The sequence below is a fragment of the Candidatus Borrarchaeum sp. genome, from assembly GCF_019058535.1.
GTDB classification, from domain to species: domain Archaea; phylum Asgardarchaeota; class Sifarchaeia; order Borrarchaeales; family Borrarchaeaceae; genus Borrarchaeum; species Borrarchaeum weybense.
The window spans coordinates 1-17,159 of the sequence record NZ_JAHPYX010000072.1; the positions used below are offsets into that span (position 1 = coordinate 1).

The window sequence follows — 17,159 nt, forward strand, 5'->3', positions numbered from 1 at the left end:
AACGTAACTTCAAGAATTTGTAACCGATTTGCCTATATAACAAATTTAAAAGATAATTGGGCTCGTTTATCATTATCTAAAATAGGAGGAGATTTGTTTATGATGCCAATCGGTCCTTTAATGATTGAACACAGACTTATCGAACGTATAGTTCCTGTACTTAAAGAAGAACTCCGTAGAATTAACAATACAAACGAAGTGAATCCTGTTTTAATTGAAACTGCAGTTGATTTTTTTAGGACATATGCAGACAGAACACACCATGGTAAAGAAGAAGATATTCTTTTTCGAGAACTTAAAAAAAAGCTACTCTCGCCTGAACATCAAAAAATTATGGATGAATTAGTAGAAGAACATGTTTATGCAAGAAAAACTGTGGGCAATCTGCTTAAGGCTAAAGATAGCTTTATGCAGGGCAGTAAAAATGCTTTAAAGGATGTTATAGATCGTTTAAGTGATCTTATTGAACTTTATCCTGCTCATATCGAAAAGGAAGACAAGAGGTTTTTCATACCAGTAATGGACTATTTCAGTAAACAAGAACAAGATGACATGCTTCAGGAATCATGGGAATTCGACAGAAAAATGATACATGAGAAATACGAAAACATTGTTGAACATCTTGAAGGTGCAGGCTAATTCATTAATAACTCTAAAACAATATAGACAATAAAACTTATGGTAATTGAAACTCTTCTTCGGTTTTCTTTACCAAACCCTCTTTTTGTAACTGCTTGAGATTTCTTTTTATTTTTTCTGATTCTACACCAAGTTTATTAATCATTTCTGATTCAGAGAGACTTTTTTCTTTTAGAAGTGCTTTTAAAATCATTCCTCGAATTTCTCTGTTAGATCCTTTGAAAGATTTCTGTTTTCTATAATGGGCACTTCGTCTTGTGGGATTTTTATATCGTTTTTTAAGTAGAACCCCATAATCCATCACCATATAGTACCATATGCGAGGATTTGAAGCATCGAGAGTTTTTTCTATCAAAGGAAAAATTTCGGCATCTTTAACATCATCTCTATCACTAAAGAAGAAGTGTAAAAATACACTTCGTATATTTGTTTCGATAAATACCGTAGGCTTATTGAAGGCAAAGGTAGCAACTGCAGAAGCCGTATATTCACCGATGCCTGGAAATTTTATCAAAATATCTGGAGAGGAAGGAAGTTTACCTTTAAAATCCGTTACTACCATATTTGCTGTTTCTTTTAAAGCCTTAGCCCTTCGATTATATCCCAGCCCCTGCCATAATTCAAGTACTTCACGGAGAGACGCCTTAGCCAGTGATTCAAAATCTGGAAACGCTTCGATAAATTGTTCATATTTCTTGATAACCCTTTTCGTTTGAGTTTGCTGAAGCATGATTTCTGAAACCAGAATATAATAGGGATCCTTCGTTTCTCTCCACGGAAATTTACGTCCATTTTCTTGATAGTAGTTATAAATGATTTTTTGAAAAAGACTGACTGCCTGTGGTGTTAGGCCATGTTCATTAAACTCATTTCTTAATTGTGAAGTAATATCCTTTTCTATTTGCCATGATGTTATGAAATCCTTCTTCATATGTATCCCTATGCGCTTGATATCGTAAACGAATAAGCTGTAGCACGAAGACTTTTAAATTTTTATGAAATTGTAGTTCATATTAAATAATTCAAATAATGTGTTTTGGGTGGATATAATATGCCATGGATAAAACAAGAAGATTGTGTTGGTTGTGAAACTTGTATTGATGAATGTCCCGTTGATGCAATTTATTTGGAAAACGAAACAGCACATATAGATAAAGAACTTTGTGTTCGTTGCGGAATATGTCATGATATATGTCCAGAAGAGGCAATAAGACATGATAGTGAAAAAATACCTGAAGACGTGGAAGCCAACGTAGAGTGGACAAAAAAGCTGTTAGAATATTATGATAAAATAGAAGAAAGAAGGGCATTCCTCATAAGAATTGGTAAGTATTTCAACAAAGAAAAAGTAGTCGCAGAAAAGACAATCGAGCAAATAGAATTGTTGAAAGGGCAGTTATAACGAGGTCGAACCGCTAGAATGAGAGATGAAATGGAAAGGTGGGAACAAGAAAAGGGAGTAAGGTTTCTAAGGAAAATTGGCATTAGAAAAGGCCAGACTGTTTTAGATTTCGGTTCGGGAGTTGGTCATTACAGTATCCCTGCGGCAATTATTGTTGGGATCAGAGGCAGAGTTTATGCCATCGATAAAGATCACAATGATTTGAACAAATTAGAGCAAAAAGCAATTTTTCTAAATTTAGTGAGTATTAGACCAATTGGGACCTCTGGAGAATTAAGACTTGATTTAGAGGACAAATCAATCGATGCAGCATTAATTTATGATGTCTTGCACTATTTAAAAAAATATGAAAGGAAAATATTATACACTGAAGTTCACCGTGTCTTAAAGTCAAATGCTTTGCTTTCAATCTATCCCAAACATACAGCTGAAGATTTTCCAATGTGGGAATTTAGAAACATGCGTTTAAATGCTGTTATCAAAGAAATCCAAGATTCTGGCTTTATCTTCGAAAAAAAATATTGTAATAAAATCATCCACTATGACTGGCTTACTCAGGGTTGTGTCTTTAATTTTAAGAAGATCAATTAAAAGCAAATAGTTTCTCTAACAAGTCTATTCTTTTAATGAGTTTCTTATCATAGTAGAAATTTTATCCAGCTCTTCTCTTGGTGGCTCTAAGAAGTTATTTGGACCATATTTCACCTCGAATCCGTCTCCAAAAAAGCGAGGAACTACATGTAGGTGGATGTGGAATATTTCTTGAGCCGCCGCCTTGCCGTCGGATAGAAATAGGTTAATTCCTTCGCATTCTATTCCTGATTTTTTAATTGCCTTTACGATGCGTAATGCGACCTTAAACATATGTGCACCCATTTCTTCGTCTAATTCTGATAAGCCAGGAGCATGAGTTTTTGGAATCACTACTAGATGTCCAGGGTTAATTGGTCGGATTACCATGAATGCGAGTACTTTTTCATCTGAATACACGATACTCGCAGGTTTTTTGTCATTTATAATTTCGCAGAACACACAATTTTGTTCCATAAGCATCCCTTCATTCTCCTTAAGCTGAATTATCTTTAACTGATTTACCTTTAAAAAGTAATGAGATACGAAAACATTAAACCAAGAAAAGAAATGAAATAACACCGATGCCACTTTAACAAAGTTTTTATTTTTCATTCTCTGATACAAGAGGCTATCAATTGAAATTTAAGGTTCTGTGAATATTCAGGAGGACATTTTTTGAACGAAAAAATAAGAGAGAGAATGAGATTAAGTCAATCACCCCCTAACAAGTTGGGGGGTCTCCTTGCGGTGGTAATTATGAACAGGAGAAAAAACTAAAAGAGATAGATTGGGACAACTTAGATTGGCAGGAATATCTTTGCGATTGTTGTCATGGAGGTAGTACTGCGCCTACAATTCGAAGCAAGGATAAAGATGCCAAACATGATTAAGGATTTACTTGGACCAGTGATAAAAGACATATTATGAGAATGTAAGAAAAATGTGATAAAAATGGATCCAGAGGATGAAAAAAAAGAAGTTGAAATAAAAAAGATGGTACGAGAGGGTTATGCTAAGGTAATTAAAGAAGAGAGTTCCTGTTGCCCTTCAGTAGATTCTTGCTGTGAAGGAGGCACTAGTACATTAGAAGATATGAGTAAAATGGTGGGATACACTGAAGAAGAACTCAAGGAAGTTCCTGCAGGAGCAAACCTAGGACTCGGATGCGGCAATCCCGTTGCTCTCGCTTCATTACAAAAAGGTGAAATCGTACTTGATCTTGGCTCAGGTGCTGGCTTTGACTGTTTTCTTGCAGCAAACAGAGTAGGAAAAGATGGTAAAGTGATTGGCGTAGATATGACACCAGAAATGATAGACAAAGCCAGAATGAATGCAAGAAAAGGAGATTACGAAAATATAGAATTTAGGCTTGGAGAGATCGAAAATCTTCCTGCAGCTGATAATTCAGTAGATGTCGTTATTTCAAATTGTGTAATTAACCTCTCACCAAATAAAAAAAGAGTTTTTGAAGAAGCATATAGGGTATTAAAGCCTGGAGGAAGGTTGATGGTCTCTGATATTGTATTATTGAAAGAACTTCCAGATTTCATAAAGAAATCCGTTGAAGCCTATGTTAGTTGTGTTTCCGGAGCGATTATGAAGGACGAATACCTTAATCTAATACAGATTGCAGGATTTGAGGAAGTAAATATAATTGATGAAACAGCCTTCCCTGCGGAATGCGTTACTAATGACCCGACTGTAAAAAGAATTATAGATGAGTTAAAAATTCCACTTGAAACAGTAGAAGATGCGATTAATTCGGCAGTGAGTATAAAACTCAATGGGATCAAACCAATTATAATCAAATAGTGATCATCGTTAAGGATGAGGGAATTCATTTTATTCCTTCTGTAAACTACCTCACCCTATCGGAAGGGGACTTCCTGCCGATTAAGTTTAAATAAGTATAAACAATAGTGTTAATAGTAGTGAGATGTATCTAAGGAGATGAGAACTTATGAGTAGAAGAGGACGAGGTGGCGGAGCAGGAGGAGGCAGAGGAAGAGGCGGTGGATATGGTCTTGGTCCTGGAGGACAATGTGTATGTCCTAGTTGCGGCTACACAGCTCAACATATAGTAGGACAACCCTGTTATTCGATGAAATGTCCTAACTGTGGTTCACCTATGACAAGGGGAAGCTAAATTCATCAATAATTTACTTTTGCAGTAACACAAAAGATGAATTTGATATTGAGGGTTAGTGCCTTTTCAAGGTAGCAAAGATTTCAAATTACCTCTTTTTTATTGATTAAATCTGCAACGGTTTTAATACCAAGTTCGTATAAGCGTCTTAGTTTCTTTCTTTCAGTGTACTCAAAAAATGGTGAGACGGCGATTAACTCCTCTTTGACACCTACCCGAATTCGTTCAGTTAAAGATTTCACAATTTTTTCTAATGCCTTTTCAATATCACTGCTCATGCTACGTCCTATTCCTAAGATAGCATTAAGAATCCAATTAATTGAAGATCTAATTGATTCAAAATCCCCAGGCTCAATGATTTTGAGGGCCTCATTTAATTCTCTTTCATTGATCCAATCCCAGACGCAATCAAATAACTCAGTAGCTAAATATTTGCTAGAAAACTCCTCTGTTAGGATTTTCATTCCCAGCAAAAGAATGTTTTCTGTTGTGTAAACTGAAGTATTAAGAAGAACGTTACGTATGATTTGGCTTGTTTCAGGTCGAATATAATGCAGCACTGCAGCCCTACCAAAGTCGGTGACAAAATATTTTCCATCTCTTATTTTTATCATATTTGCTTGGTTTAAATAAGTAAAGATATCTTTTTCAAGCGCATTTCTCACAATAGTCTTTTTGTAGGCTTCTAGTTCTTTGTGAGCATCACAGAATAATGAGAACGCTATACGATGAAGGCACATTTTTGAATTCTTAATTCCACAATTACAATAATGGCCCTTATTTTCATCAAAAGAAACTATGTAATTTCCAACTCTACCAAGTAATCTATTTTTTGAAGCACTAAGCAACTCAATATCGGAGAACAGTAACTTTGCCTTATCAATCGATTCTGTGGATTCAATATCAGATAAGATTTCTTCAATTCCTCTCCCTGCATACTTTGGAAGTGCATCGCTATTAGATTTTTGCTCTAAGTATGCCCAAAATGTTCGTTTAAAGAATGATATTAGTTCATCTTCAGTTAATCCATATTTTCGTTTCTCGTATATCTTTACGAGTACTTGCTCACGTAAAGTGGAAACATTGTTAAATTGACTAAGGATAGGTTCATAGTCTTCGATTTTCTCGCCCACAGAAGTTTGAGTATACATATATGCCTCAATAAACTCTTTGTCTTTCTTATCCTCTGCTAATATAATCCCTATTCCCTCTTCATCTAATCCTGGACGCCCTGCTCTTCCTAATATCTGAAATATTTCATTTGATGTGAGTGTTCTAAGTGGTTTTTCCGAATCACCTATTCTTATATCCTTTATTACAACAAGCCTTGCCGGAACATTGATACCTGCAGAAAGAGTTGTTGTACAAACAATTACTTTAATAATACCTTGTCTAAAATAACTCTCTACAATTTTCCTATCACTTGAAATAAGCCCTGCGTGATGATATCCAACACCTTTTGGCAGTATGGTTTTTAATTTAATAGATAGATTTGATACAAGATCTGCATCAATTTCATTACCTTTTGGCTTCAAAATACGTTCTAGTTGATTTGCTATACGTTCAGCTAAAAATTCAGCATCTCTCCTTGTCATAGCAAAAATTAATACTTGCCCGTTTATTAAAATCGTTTTTTCTACAAGCTTAAGTATCAAATTAAGTTTATTTTTATTTTTAGATACAAGGGTTTTAATTGTTAACGGTACTGTTCTTTCATTTGAAATTATTGGATATGCTTGTAACCAGTCAGATAACTCTTCCCAATTCTTTACTGTCGCGCTTAAGCAAATTAACTGTGTATACGGGAGATATTCCTTTAAACGAATAATGACACTTTCTAACCTTGAACCTCTCTCTTTTTGACCAATCATATGAACTTCATCAATAACAATTACAGCTATGTCCGGTAACCAATCCGGTTTGGTTCGCAATAAACTATCAAATCGTTCATAAGTAGCTATAATTAAATTTGCAGCGCTTAATTCCTCTGGAATAGTCTCGAAATCACCTGTTGAGACTTTAACGGCAAAAAAATCCTCATATTTCCTACAAAATTCATCATATTTTTCATCAGCAACAGCTTTTAGTGGAACAAGAAAAAGTGCCTTTTGATTTTCATTACCTAAAAGATGTTTAAGAATCGCTAACTCACCAATAAGAGTTTTACCTGAACCTGTAGGGGCTGAGATTAATAGATTTTTTCCTTTCAACAAACCTTTTTCTATAGCTTGCTCTTGAAATTCTCTAAAATCACTAATACGTTGTTTCTTCATGATTTCGACGATTTGGGGATATGCTGACAATAATTCAAGCGCTGACATAATCTATACAACTCTTCTAACATATATAAGAAATCCTAATTTAAAAAAACCAGCAAATATTAAAAAAGCAAATAAATTGCCCTCAAGAAAACCACAAAATTAAAAACTTCTTGAATCAGGAGTTCTAATTCTCTTTAAGAATCTAATAAGACTTCTTTAGCAACTTGAAAGAGAGTTTCTAAATGATCTTTGGTCAAATGGAATTTAAGTTCCCATTCCAGTTCTGCTAAATAATCGCTAATTGTAAAAATAGATCCTGCCTCAACACCTCTGTATTCTGCTACTGAAAAAATTGCTGAGGCTTCCATATCAACTGTTAAAACTCCTTCTTTTTGATACTGCTTAACTTCCGTTATTGTTTCTCTATAAGGAGTATCGATAGTCCATGTGGTCCCAACCGAATACTCTAAGTTAAATCTAGTTAATGCTTCTTCTATCTTTTTAGTCAATGTTTTTGAAGCAAAGGAATATTTTGATGATTTAATGTAATGATGAGATACGCCTTCGTCCCTTATTGCTTTGTCACAAATAATGATATTGCCAACTCTAAGATCTTTTTGTAATGATCCTGCTATACCAACCGAAATAAATTCCTTGACACCAAAAGCAATGAGTTGTTCCAGTAGTATTACCACTACAGGAGCCCCCCAGCCGAAGTTTCCAAGGACACCTATCCTGTTATCTGTTTCTTTTAATAGATAGAAGTCTCCATGGAAGCCACGAACTTTTACTATTTCGTGATTTTTTATTATATACTCCAACAATTCCTTCTGAAATAAAAGAATCACTCCTTTAGGTGGTTTATAATCCGGATACTTTCCTCTTTTCTTTAAGTAGTCCAAATATTTCTGTGGTGTAAGCAGTGCAGCTTCTTTATGTTTGTTTTTCAGATTTGGAAATGACATTATCTTTCAGTTAATTTGATATTATATATAATTTAGCATTCAATTAAGAAAACTTATAAGAATTCCAAATCTAAAAGCTTTGGTCTCGGAATCATATTTCTGATATGATGTCCTTTCAATAAGCCACACCCGACTGGGAAATCAAGGTAGGTGATCAAAACATAACCATTTAATGCATCTTGAACTTCATTTTTAGTAAGATCCAAATTTTCTCCTTGTATAAAACGGATTGTATGTTCTTTATTGAGTCTGATCTTGTTTTTGGTAGCATTCTTTCCAAAGAACTGTAAAAAAATAGTAGTAGGTTTGATGTCACGACTAATTCTTGCGATAAGGATGCCGCCAGTAACTGGTTTTGGCTTTTCAATAAGATTTTTCGGACCAATATAGATTCTACCTTTTGAAGCAGAATAAAACCTAAAATCTTCAAATAATTGTCTTTGGATCCCAAATCGTTCTTCAAAATAAATAAGAATCTTTTCTTGATCCTGAGGGGAACATTTGATAATCATTTTCTCACCTTAGCAATGAAAAATCCATCTGTATCGTTATGATGTGGCCAGATCCGCACAGTTTTCTTGATCTCTGAATTAAATTGCTTACCATTGTATTCAAGAATTCCAGGTGAGAGTTTCATTTTCGGGATATTGATCCTTTCTATTGAAGCAGGATGATTTTCTAGTAGCCAGTTGATGACTCCTTCGTTTTCTTCTGGAGCAAATGTACATGTAGAATAGACTAGGCACCCTCCTGGTTTTAAAAGATTAAATGCTTTGACAATAAGTTGTTGTTGAAGGTTTGCATAGCCTGGGATCCTTTTTTTCTGATTAGACCATTTTGATAGCATGGTAGGGTTTTTTCTAATAGTTCCTTCTGAAGAACAGGGTACATCAACTAAAATAACATCAAAAGAGTTTTTTCCTGGAAAAAGCCGTAGATCTCGATTCGTGATGACAACATTCAACGAGCCAGTTTTTTCGATATTAAATTTTAAAGCACGAATCCTGTTATAGTCAATATCATTAGCGATGATTATATCATTATTTTTCATCATTGCTGCAAGTTGAGTAGTTTTTGATCCAGGAGCTGCACAACCATCTAAAACAAATTCTGAATTTTGAAGTTCTGCATGCAATATTAGAGGAGGCAACATTGATGTTAACTCTTGAATGTAGATATAACCTAAGAAGTTCTCCAAAGTGTTGCCAATAGAATTGTTTTGCGAAATAAAGGCATCTGAATGCCAAGGTACTTGTTTGAGATGTATACCATATTCTTCGAACCTCTCTTTCACAACTTGTTTGTCTGTCTTTAAAGTATTGACACGAAAGGTTTTAGGAAGATGTTGGAGTAAACTTGTGAAAAAAGCATCTTGATCATCAACAATTTGTCCATATCGTTCAATAAATTGATCTGGAATAATCAGTTTCATAACATCACAAAATTCTAGTGAAAAGGATTAATATTATTTTGTCTTAAAACTTCTTGTTAATCTTTTTTGAATCTTTTCACTTGTTAGCTCCCTAATTGCATCAGAAGCAATCCATTTGGCACTTTTAGAGTTAATTGTTTTTATTTCTGTAGCTGTTTCAATAGCCTTCCTATTAAGAATAAGATTTCTTTTTCCAATTTGTCTTAATGCCCAATTAATTGCCTTCTTAACAAAGTTTCTTTCATCAGTTGCTTCTCTTTTGATAATCTCAAGAAATTTGATAAATTCTTTATCTTCTTTCTTTTTATCGTGAACCGCTAGAGACGCTAATATAGCGAAACCAGTCCTTTTAATAAACTCCTCTTTTCTGCTACTCCATTCAGCTACCTTTTGATAGGCGAATTGAGTTTTTCTAAAAAGATTATTGGCACATTGGTCGCAAATATCCCAAGAATTAAAATCTTGCGCCCAACTTTCCATTTGTTGTTCAGTTACTTTCTTAGGGTCATCAATCAGGCTGGCAAGTAATCTAGCATCGTGGATACCAGACGACCATAGTTTTAATGCTAAAGGATGATTTTTACCAATTTCTTTTGATAAAATTCTCAAATCGGGTATTGATACACCGTATGTATTGTTAGCAGTAATTCCAAACCTTTTCATCTTGTCTACTGCTTCTGGATTAGCTAAAGTCTTAAGTCTATCTAAAACTTCTTCAAATTGCATTAAAATCTTCCACCATTATTAGGGTGATCTTTCAATAACTAAATCAGCAGCCAAGTTACCAGTGTACATTGCTGTGGGATAACCACCTAAGAACAGTTCGGAGGCAGCATACATACCTACCATTAATAAATTTTCAATTGGAGTTTCTATCAATAATTTGCCTGGAAGTTTTTTAGATTCATTTACATTCCATGACCAGCCTGCTATAGAACCCTGAAATCGCTGACTAAAGTCTTCATAAGTTAGCGGAGTTCCGCTATCCATAACTTCAATTGCAGAAGATAAGCCTGGTATAATATTCTCAGCGGTTTTTATTAGCTTCTCAGCTAATTGTTTCTTATAAGAAATATATCCCTCTTTACGTTTCATTTCGCCTAATTTCCAATGAGCAAAGGGTTCATAAGGAAAACCTGAACGAAGAACTAAGGTTAATTTTTCAAGGGGTGCAGAATCGCGTGCATTTTCTGACCAAAAACTTATCTCAATTTCTCGATTATCAAAGTCTTCTAAGTCAAATTTCTCAGGTGGTTTTATTTCTTTACGAAAATAAACACGTTGGGCTTTGATTTTGCTTAAATCAACTTTCTTTGAATCAACACCTAAATAGACACAGAATTCTGAATCGAAAAAGGCTGCATCCTTAATCACATTCAAATATTCTTCCGGAATTTTCTTGGGGTCTACTAACTCTAAAAAAGTCCTCTTATAATCAGCATTTGATATTACCCATTTAGATTCAAAGATTTCGTTTTTTATGGTCTTTACACCAGTTACACGGTTATTTCTATCGATTAAAATTTCTTTGACGGGCGAAGCTACTTTAACTTCCCCATTATAATTTAGAAATGTATCATAGATTGATCGGTTAATTCCGTGCATTCCGCATGAGGGATACCATATCCCTTTTTCTGAAATTAAGCACCACATAATTGCAAGTAGTAACATAGACATATTGGGTCTATATGTGCCTTGAGATCCCAGAAAATTCTGTAATATCTCATTAGAAATATATTTTTCGAGTATTTGTTTAGCTGAAATTTTGGAATATTTTTCTATAAGTTCAAACTCATGCTTATATTTTAAGAGTAAGTTCTTACGTGCGTTGTCTCTCTTTTTTCCGATTAAATAATCTGGGTGCCATTGGTGAACGTTAACGGTAGCTTTCATGATTTTTTCTAGTTCATCAAGAAATTTATCAATCCCATCTTGCTCCTCGGTGAAAATTTTTTTCAGACTTATTCTTAATTCTTGAATTGGCTGGGAATACACAATATCAAAAAGGGGCGTTATCAGTTGAAAGTTATTCTTACGGAATTCAATCTTCTCCTCAATTCCAAGTTCCGTTAATATTTCAATTAGCAAATCAGGATAACTAAATGATAAGGGGCCCATTGGGAAATAAAACTCGCCTCTCTTGAAAATGTGGCTAGTTCCACCGATAACGCGCATTTTTTCTAACAACAATACCTTCTTACCATTCTTAGCTAACTTTGCCGCACATGTTAACCCACCAATCCCCGAACCAATAACTATGACATTATACAATCCATACACACCTGAATACATCTTGTTTTATTTTCTATTTTTGAAAATGCGACCCTCATTAAAATTCAAAAATATATCTTAATGATTTCATATGTATAAAATGTAGTTTTTCACTGCTACGCCTCAAGGAAGCCCCGATCCTTTCCTACAAAAATCAGAATTGTGGGTATTTATTATTTGAGATTAAGGAATTGTTTTAAGTCTTCTAAATTCCTTTTAACAAAAAGCAAATTAGGATCAATTTCTAATGCTTTTTTATAACACTTTAACGCATTTTTGTGTCGATTTAACGCTCTGTAAGCAAGTCCCATAAGCCCCCACGCTTTTGCATTATTTGCATCGATCTCTACTACTTTTTCAAATTGTTTAATAGCATTATGATACTTTCCTAAATAGTAAAAAGCAGTTCCCATTAGATTCCATGCATCTACATACATTATGTCGATTCTTAGTGCCTTTTCACAGTTTACAATAGTTTTACTATGATCTCCTAGTTTTCCATAAACAACACCCATATTATACCAAGCTTTGGCGAATTTCGGATTGATTTTAATAGCTTTTTGAAAACATTTAATTGCTTTTTTGTGCTCTCCTAAATGATCATAGGCCAGACCAATAAGATTCCATGCATCTAAATAATCAGGATTGATTTCAAGCACTTTTTCAAGACATTCAATAGATCTTGTATGCTCACCTATCTCACCATGGGCTACTCCCATACTATACCATGCATCAGCATCTTGAGGATCAAATTTTAACGCTACTTGATAACTGTTAATAGCATTTCTGTGTTCACCTAGCCTTCCATATGAGACCCCCATTTTATACCATGCATCAACATGATCTGATTTAAGATCTATTGCTTTCTTAAAACATTCAAATGCCTTATTGTGATCTCCCACCTCACTATATACTACACCTAAACTATACCACGCATCAGCTTTCTCTGGATCGATTTCCAGTGCTTTTTCATAGGAATGAAGTATGTTTTTATAATCATTTAACCTCCCATAAGCCACTCCCATCATTAGCCAGGCATCTGAATTGTTAGGATTTACATCCAAAGCTCTATGGTATGCTCCTACTGCATTTTCATATTCACCTAAATAGTAATAGGCACCACCCATGAGTATCCAAGCATCTACAAATTCATAATCTATTTCTAAGGCTTTTTGATAACATTCAATCGCTTTCTTATAATCATCCAGTTTCCCATATGCTTTTCCCATAAGCGCTAAAATAATAGACTGTTTGTTATTTTCGTTAACCTTTAATGCTTTTTCGTATTCTTTTATAGCTTTTTTATATTTTCCTTCTTTATAGTGTTTATTTCCTTTGTCAATCATATTTTTAGGGCTTATCTGCATCCCTCTATCAATCTATTGAGTAATCATTTTTCGAATAACATTGAGATATTTTGTTTAGTCTTGTGCTAAATAAAAAACCCATCTAACTATGAAGTTTCACTGGATGCTTTCTAATATTTCTAAATTCCTTTTAGCCAAGACCAATTCTGGATCTAGTTCTAGCGCCTTTCCATAATATTTGATCGCCTTTTTGAATTCATTCAAAGCCTCACAGGCAATTCCTAAAAGTTCCCATGATTTTGCATTCTCAGGTTCAATATTCAACGCTTGTTGATAGTATTTTACTGCCTTTTCGTACTCACCTAAATTATAATAAAGTTGTCCTAAAAGATTCCATGGATCTGTATTCCTCGGATTGAGTTCCACGGCTTTCTGGCAATATTCTATTGCCTTATCACGATCACCTAATTTTCCATAAGCTTCTCCTACATTATACCATGCTTTTGCAGATTCAGGATTGATTTTTAGCACTTTCTGATAAAAGTCAACAGCTTTATTATATTCGCCTAAATGGTAGTAAGCGTCTCCTAAATTGTACCAGAGGTCTGAATTTCCCGACTTCACTTCCAAGAATTTTTCATACCATTCAATTGCTTTGTTATATTCACCTAACTCCCCGTACGCTATACCCATATCATACCAGGTAATTGTATCTTCAGGATTGATTTTTAAAACTTGATGATAACAATTAACCGCATTCTGATGCTCACCTAATTTACTATAAGCGATTCCCATTTTGTACCAAGGATCTGAAAACACAGGTGTTATTTCCAATGAATTTTGAAAGCATTCGATGGCTTTGGTATGCATAAATAATTCTTCATACACCAAACCCATGCCATACCAAGCATCAGGATCATTTGGGTTTATATCAAGTGCTTTTTGATAGCAATCAATGGTTTTTTCATGCTTGTCTAAAGTGCTGTAAACTACACCCATAAGAAGCCATGTATCTGCATTATCAGGCTTGATTTCAGCCGCGTGATGATAGCAGTCAATGGCTTCTTTATATTTGCCTAAATAGTAGTATGAACCACCCATGAGCACCCAAGCATCTGCTTTTGTAGCATCGATGTCCATTGCTTTTTGATAGCAATCAATAGACTGCTGATGTTCACCTAGCTTTCCATGTGCCTTTCCCAAAAATATCCATGCAATATAGATATCTTCTGATTCTTCCAAGGCTTTTTTGTATTCTTTAATGGATTCTTTATATTCTCCTTGATCATAATAGGTTTTTCCTTTCTCAAGATGAATATTGTTTAGCATTTTAGCTTCACTCATTCTTATGCTAAGAAAATCCCCTTCCCGGTGAATAATAAATTTTGTGGAGGGAGAGCTGATCGAGTTTGATGGATCACATTTTAGGGGCTTTACTGTGCATTTTACATAAGTTATTGTCCATATCCCAACATTGCAAGCAAACCCAGCCCATGCATTCTGGGCAATAGTGAATTTCTTCAAAAATTTTCGATGCTCTAAGTTTTTCCAGTAATTTATCTTTCTCCTTTTGTGTAAGAAAAAAAGTTTGATCTGGAATCGTTTCCTTTTGCTTATAGAGATCTAATGCTTGCTGTAAATCTGTAGTTGCATGTCCATAGTCTCCTACTACAATTTTCGCTCCAAGTTTAATTCCATATGCTAACAGTTTTACCCATTTTCGCCATTCTTTATCGCGAATTTCACCTATATGTTCTCCGTTGCAGCTACACGTAAAAATTAGCCGAAGCGTGTCCCTCAACTTTCCTGATATCACTTCTACGCGTGATGGAAGAGGAATTGTTTTCGCAATCTCACCAAGTTTTTCCCTAATAGCCATATCATGCTCTTCAATTCTTGAAATTGTTGTATGCAGTTTTTTAGCAATTTCATTAAGAAATCCGACAATTAATTTTTCTGCTGGTGACAAAGCTGTTAGTTCTGCATCATTTCCTACCTTCTTGAGTAGGAGACCGAAAAATTCATGTTTTAAACTTTCACCAGAAAACTGTGCGTTATCCTCATTTACGTTTACTAAAGATAAGCCGCAGATCCTTTGAATTTCTTGAATGAGAACATCAAAATCTTCAACATTTTCTAGAACAATAGAATTCTTTTTTAACGAATCTCTTGTACTTTCTTGCTTAAAGACATCTTGAGACACGAATTTCGGCTTTACAAACTGACACGCTTCAATAAACTTCCCAGGAACTTCTTTAATGATTCTATTATCCTGATAATCCCGGTAGAATAGAACTGCTCCAATCTTGCTGACTGTACAGATTCTAGGTCTTAAATAATAAATAGCTGTACGAGCTTCTCCTGGGCGAATTTTTTGAAGATAGACAAGACGACCTTCGGTTTGTGATCCTTCTGCACGTTTAAGATCAAGAATATCTTTCGGGTAATCCAGTTTAATATCCACGTCATGTATAACATATCGAGTATGATTCTCTACCCGAAAACCAAACTTGATAGTATCTCCCCATGGAACAAAACCCCGTTTCACAACAACTTCATTCTCTGTTTTCTCACAAATTAAAATCTTTGAAAATACCTCAGTGTCATCTTCTGAAACAATTACTTCTGTATCTGGAATGACATCAGGAAATGAATCAGAAGGAATTTCATTAGGTTTTGTGACTTCTTTTCTTTTTTGATCCAGTTCATGGAGTGCATGTTCTAGATTTTCTTTTGCACCCTTATGATCGGGATTTATTTCTAAAGCTTTTTCATAGTAATAGATTGCTCTGCTTAAATCTCCTAGATTTTGGTATGCCTCTCCCATGTAATTCATAGCATTCTCAGATCTGTTATTGATTTTCAATGCTGCGTGAAAACACTCAATTGCCTCTTTATATTCCTCCATAGCCATCTTACACCAGCCTAAGTTGACCCAAGTATGCGCATCTTCTGATTTTAATTCCAGAACTTTGTCAAAACTTTCAATTGCCCATTTATACTTGCCCAATTCTTTGTATGCCATTCCCAAATTACGCCATCCCTCAATATTTTTAGGATAAAGATTTACGACTTCTTGAGCGCATTCAACAGCTTTCTTATAATTACCGATCATTCTATATGTGGCGCTTAGGGCATTCAAACCATCAGCAAATTTGGGGGCAAGCTTTACAGCTATTTCGAAGTGTTCTTTGGCTTTTTTATAATTCTCTTGTGAAAAATGATACTTTCCGGTCCAAAAATAATAATTTGCCTTTACAACATCAAGCATTTTTGGATACACTCCCCCAATAACCAGATTTCAACTCACGTAACATCTCATATTCTTGATATAAAATATCCTCTGAAGTTCTTGAAGTCTGCTTAGTTAAATACTACATTATTACTTATAAAACCCCATCAGCTTTCGGAAAATCTACAGCTAATCTTATATATGAAGGAAGCGTTTATATCTCAACCCGTGGGCGGGTTCTCAATACCAAGAAGAAAATACGTTAAATGTTCTAAAAACCGCTTTTTGACTAATACTGCACTTAAGCTAGGAGTGTGTGTACTAGTAACTGCGCAAGCAAGCACCAAAGCTTCAATGTGGTGATGAATTGAGTGAGTGTGAACGTTCATCACTTGCATCGAAGGGTCTCCCTAATAGTTATATAGAAGGTATGAAGAAAATAGTAACAGTAATTGGAGGGATAATACACATACTTGTAGACATGGTGCATACTCCGATTGCATTAAATAAAAGCAGTACCTACGGGACGTAGGGATGTTAAGCCTGTGGAGACTAAATCCTCTACTGAGGCCGTGGAATACCTCAATAGTATCCCCTAGGTCATAGCAAGTTCGGGCGTCGAAGCAGGATGCCTCAACGCTTTAGCGTGAGGTAGTTCACTAAGATGGAAATGCTAGAAGAAGTCAATCACCCCTTAACAAGTTAAGGGGCTTGTTCCGTGAGGAATAAGAGTAATTGGTTGATTAGCCTAAGAGAGGTCATGGTGGAAACAACATGACGGTATCTACGTTATCAGGAGAGTTAAAAAACGCACCAAGGGATGCTTCTCTAGTCCCTTGCTCTGTAAACGGTGGTTTAAACAGAGAGGAAACTCTCAGTGATCATCGTATAGTACTGACTGATAACCTTGGCGAAGAGAACCTACTCCCTT

Annotated in this window: 17 protein-coding genes; 6 read left to right on the forward strand and 11 right to left on the reverse strand. The window is 35.0% G+C overall.

Features of this window, described 5'->3' with window-relative positions; translation table 11 throughout:
• Positions 1-639, forward strand: a 639-nt coding sequence (locus tag QVB70_RS03815) for a hemerythrin domain-containing protein (protein WP_287583552.1), incomplete at its 5' end; no start/stop codon positions are given.
• A 37-nt stretch (positions 640-676) separates the two neighbouring features.
• Here the strand turns inward: QVB70_RS03815 and QVB70_RS03820 are convergent.
• Complete coding sequence (locus tag QVB70_RS03820) at positions 677-1,570, reverse strand: hypothetical protein (RefSeq protein WP_287583554.1); 894 nt, start codon at positions 1,568-1,570, stop codon at positions 677-679.
• Positions 1,571-1,690: 120 nt separating this feature from the next.
• Between QVB70_RS03820 and QVB70_RS03825 the strand changes: the two genes are divergently transcribed.
• Positions 1,691-2,041: a DUF362 domain-containing protein gene (locus QVB70_RS03825; protein ID WP_287583556.1), complete on the forward strand. Its 351-nt coding sequence runs from the start codon at positions 1,691-1,693 to the stop codon at positions 2,039-2,041.
• Positions 2,042-2,071: 30 nt separating this feature from the next.
• The gene (locus tag QVB70_RS03830) at positions 2,072-2,632 is read left to right on the forward strand and encodes a class I SAM-dependent methyltransferase (RefSeq protein WP_287583558.1); all 561 of its coding nucleotides are present in this window, start codon (positions 2,072-2,074) and stop codon (positions 2,630-2,632) included.
• 24 nt (positions 2,633-2,656) lie between these two features.
• On the opposite strand, the gene QVB70_RS03835 is transcribed toward QVB70_RS03830, so the two are convergent.
• A complete protein-coding gene (locus QVB70_RS03835; protein ID WP_287583560.1) occupies positions 2,657-3,094 on the reverse strand; it encodes an HIT family protein in 438 nt (145 codons plus the stop codon).
• 471 nt (positions 3,095-3,565) lie between these two features.
• On the opposite strand from QVB70_RS03835, the gene QVB70_RS03840 reads away from it, so the two are divergent.
• Together QVB70_RS03840 and QVB70_RS03845 are read left to right on the forward strand one after the other, a co-directional pair.
• On the forward strand, positions 3,566-4,426 hold the full coding sequence (locus QVB70_RS03840; RefSeq protein ID WP_287583562.1) for an arsenite methyltransferase: 861 nt from the start codon (positions 3,566-3,568) through the stop codon (positions 4,424-4,426).
• A gap of 148 nt (positions 4,427-4,574) precedes the next feature.
• Positions 4,575-4,760 carry a hypothetical protein gene (locus QVB70_RS03845; protein WP_287583564.1) on the forward strand — a complete coding sequence of 62 codons (186 nt, stop codon included), beginning with the start codon at positions 4,575-4,577 and terminating at the stop codon, positions 4,758-4,760.
• Positions 4,761-4,843: 83 nt separating this feature from the next.
• Here QVB70_RS03845 and QVB70_RS03850 read toward each other — a convergent pair whose 3' ends face one another.
• The 9 genes from QVB70_RS03850 to QVB70_RS03890 all read right to left on the reverse strand — a co-directional run bounded on the left by QVB70_RS03850 (position 4,844) and on the right by QVB70_RS03890 (position 16,267).
• Positions 4,844-7,081, reverse strand: a complete 2,238-nt coding sequence (locus QVB70_RS03850; protein ID WP_287583566.1) for a DEAD/DEAH box helicase — start codon at positions 7,079-7,081, stop codon at positions 4,844-4,846.
• Positions 7,082-7,215: 134 nt separating this feature from the next.
• Positions 7,216-7,986, reverse strand: coding sequence for a nucleoside phosphorylase (locus tag QVB70_RS03855; RefSeq protein ID WP_287583568.1), 771 nt, complete (start codon positions 7,984-7,986; stop codon positions 7,216-7,218).
• Positions 7,987-8,039: 53 nt separating this feature from the next.
• The gene (locus QVB70_RS03860; protein WP_287583569.1) at positions 8,040-8,498 is read right to left on the reverse strand and encodes a hypothetical protein; all 459 of its coding nucleotides are present in this window, start codon (positions 8,496-8,498) and stop codon (positions 8,040-8,042) included.
• Positions 8,495-9,418 (reverse strand): RsmB/NOP family class I SAM-dependent RNA methyltransferase, encoded by a 924-nt coding sequence (locus tag QVB70_RS03865; protein ID WP_287583571.1) that lies wholly within the window; start codon positions 9,416-9,418, stop codon positions 8,495-8,497. The genes QVB70_RS03860 and QVB70_RS03865 overlap by 4 nt, the downstream gene beginning before the upstream one ends.
• A 33-nt stretch (positions 9,419-9,451) precedes the next feature.
• Positions 9,452-10,144 (reverse strand): DNA alkylation repair protein, encoded by a 693-nt coding sequence (locus QVB70_RS03870; RefSeq protein WP_287583573.1) that lies wholly within the window; start codon positions 10,142-10,144, stop codon positions 9,452-9,454.
• An 18-nt stretch (positions 10,145-10,162) separates the two neighbouring features.
• Complete coding sequence (locus tag QVB70_RS03875) at positions 10,163-11,689, reverse strand: NAD(P)/FAD-dependent oxidoreductase (RefSeq protein ID WP_287583574.1); 1,527 nt, start codon at positions 11,687-11,689, stop codon at positions 10,163-10,165.
• Positions 11,690-11,862: 173 nt separating this feature from the next.
• Positions 11,863-13,056: a tetratricopeptide repeat protein gene (locus QVB70_RS03880; RefSeq protein ID WP_287583575.1), complete on the reverse strand. Its 1,194-nt coding sequence runs from the start codon at positions 13,054-13,056 to the stop codon at positions 11,863-11,865.
• 96 nt (positions 13,057-13,152) lie between these two features.
• Positions 13,153-14,325, reverse strand: coding sequence for a tetratricopeptide repeat protein (locus QVB70_RS03885; protein WP_287583577.1), 1,173 nt, complete (start codon positions 14,323-14,325; stop codon positions 13,153-13,155).
• A gap of 88 nt (positions 14,326-14,413) precedes the next feature.
• Entirely contained in the window at positions 14,414-16,267 is a 1,854-nt protein-coding gene (locus QVB70_RS03890; protein ID WP_287583581.1) for a tetratricopeptide repeat protein, read from the reverse strand.
• Positions 16,268-16,595: 328 nt separating this feature from the next.
• Between QVB70_RS03890 and QVB70_RS03895 the strand changes: the two genes are divergently transcribed.
• Positions 16,596-16,760 (forward strand): hypothetical protein, encoded by a 165-nt coding sequence (locus QVB70_RS03895; protein ID WP_287583583.1) that lies wholly within the window; start codon positions 16,596-16,598, stop codon positions 16,758-16,760.
• The last annotated feature ends 399 nt before the right edge of the window (positions 16,761-17,159 follow it).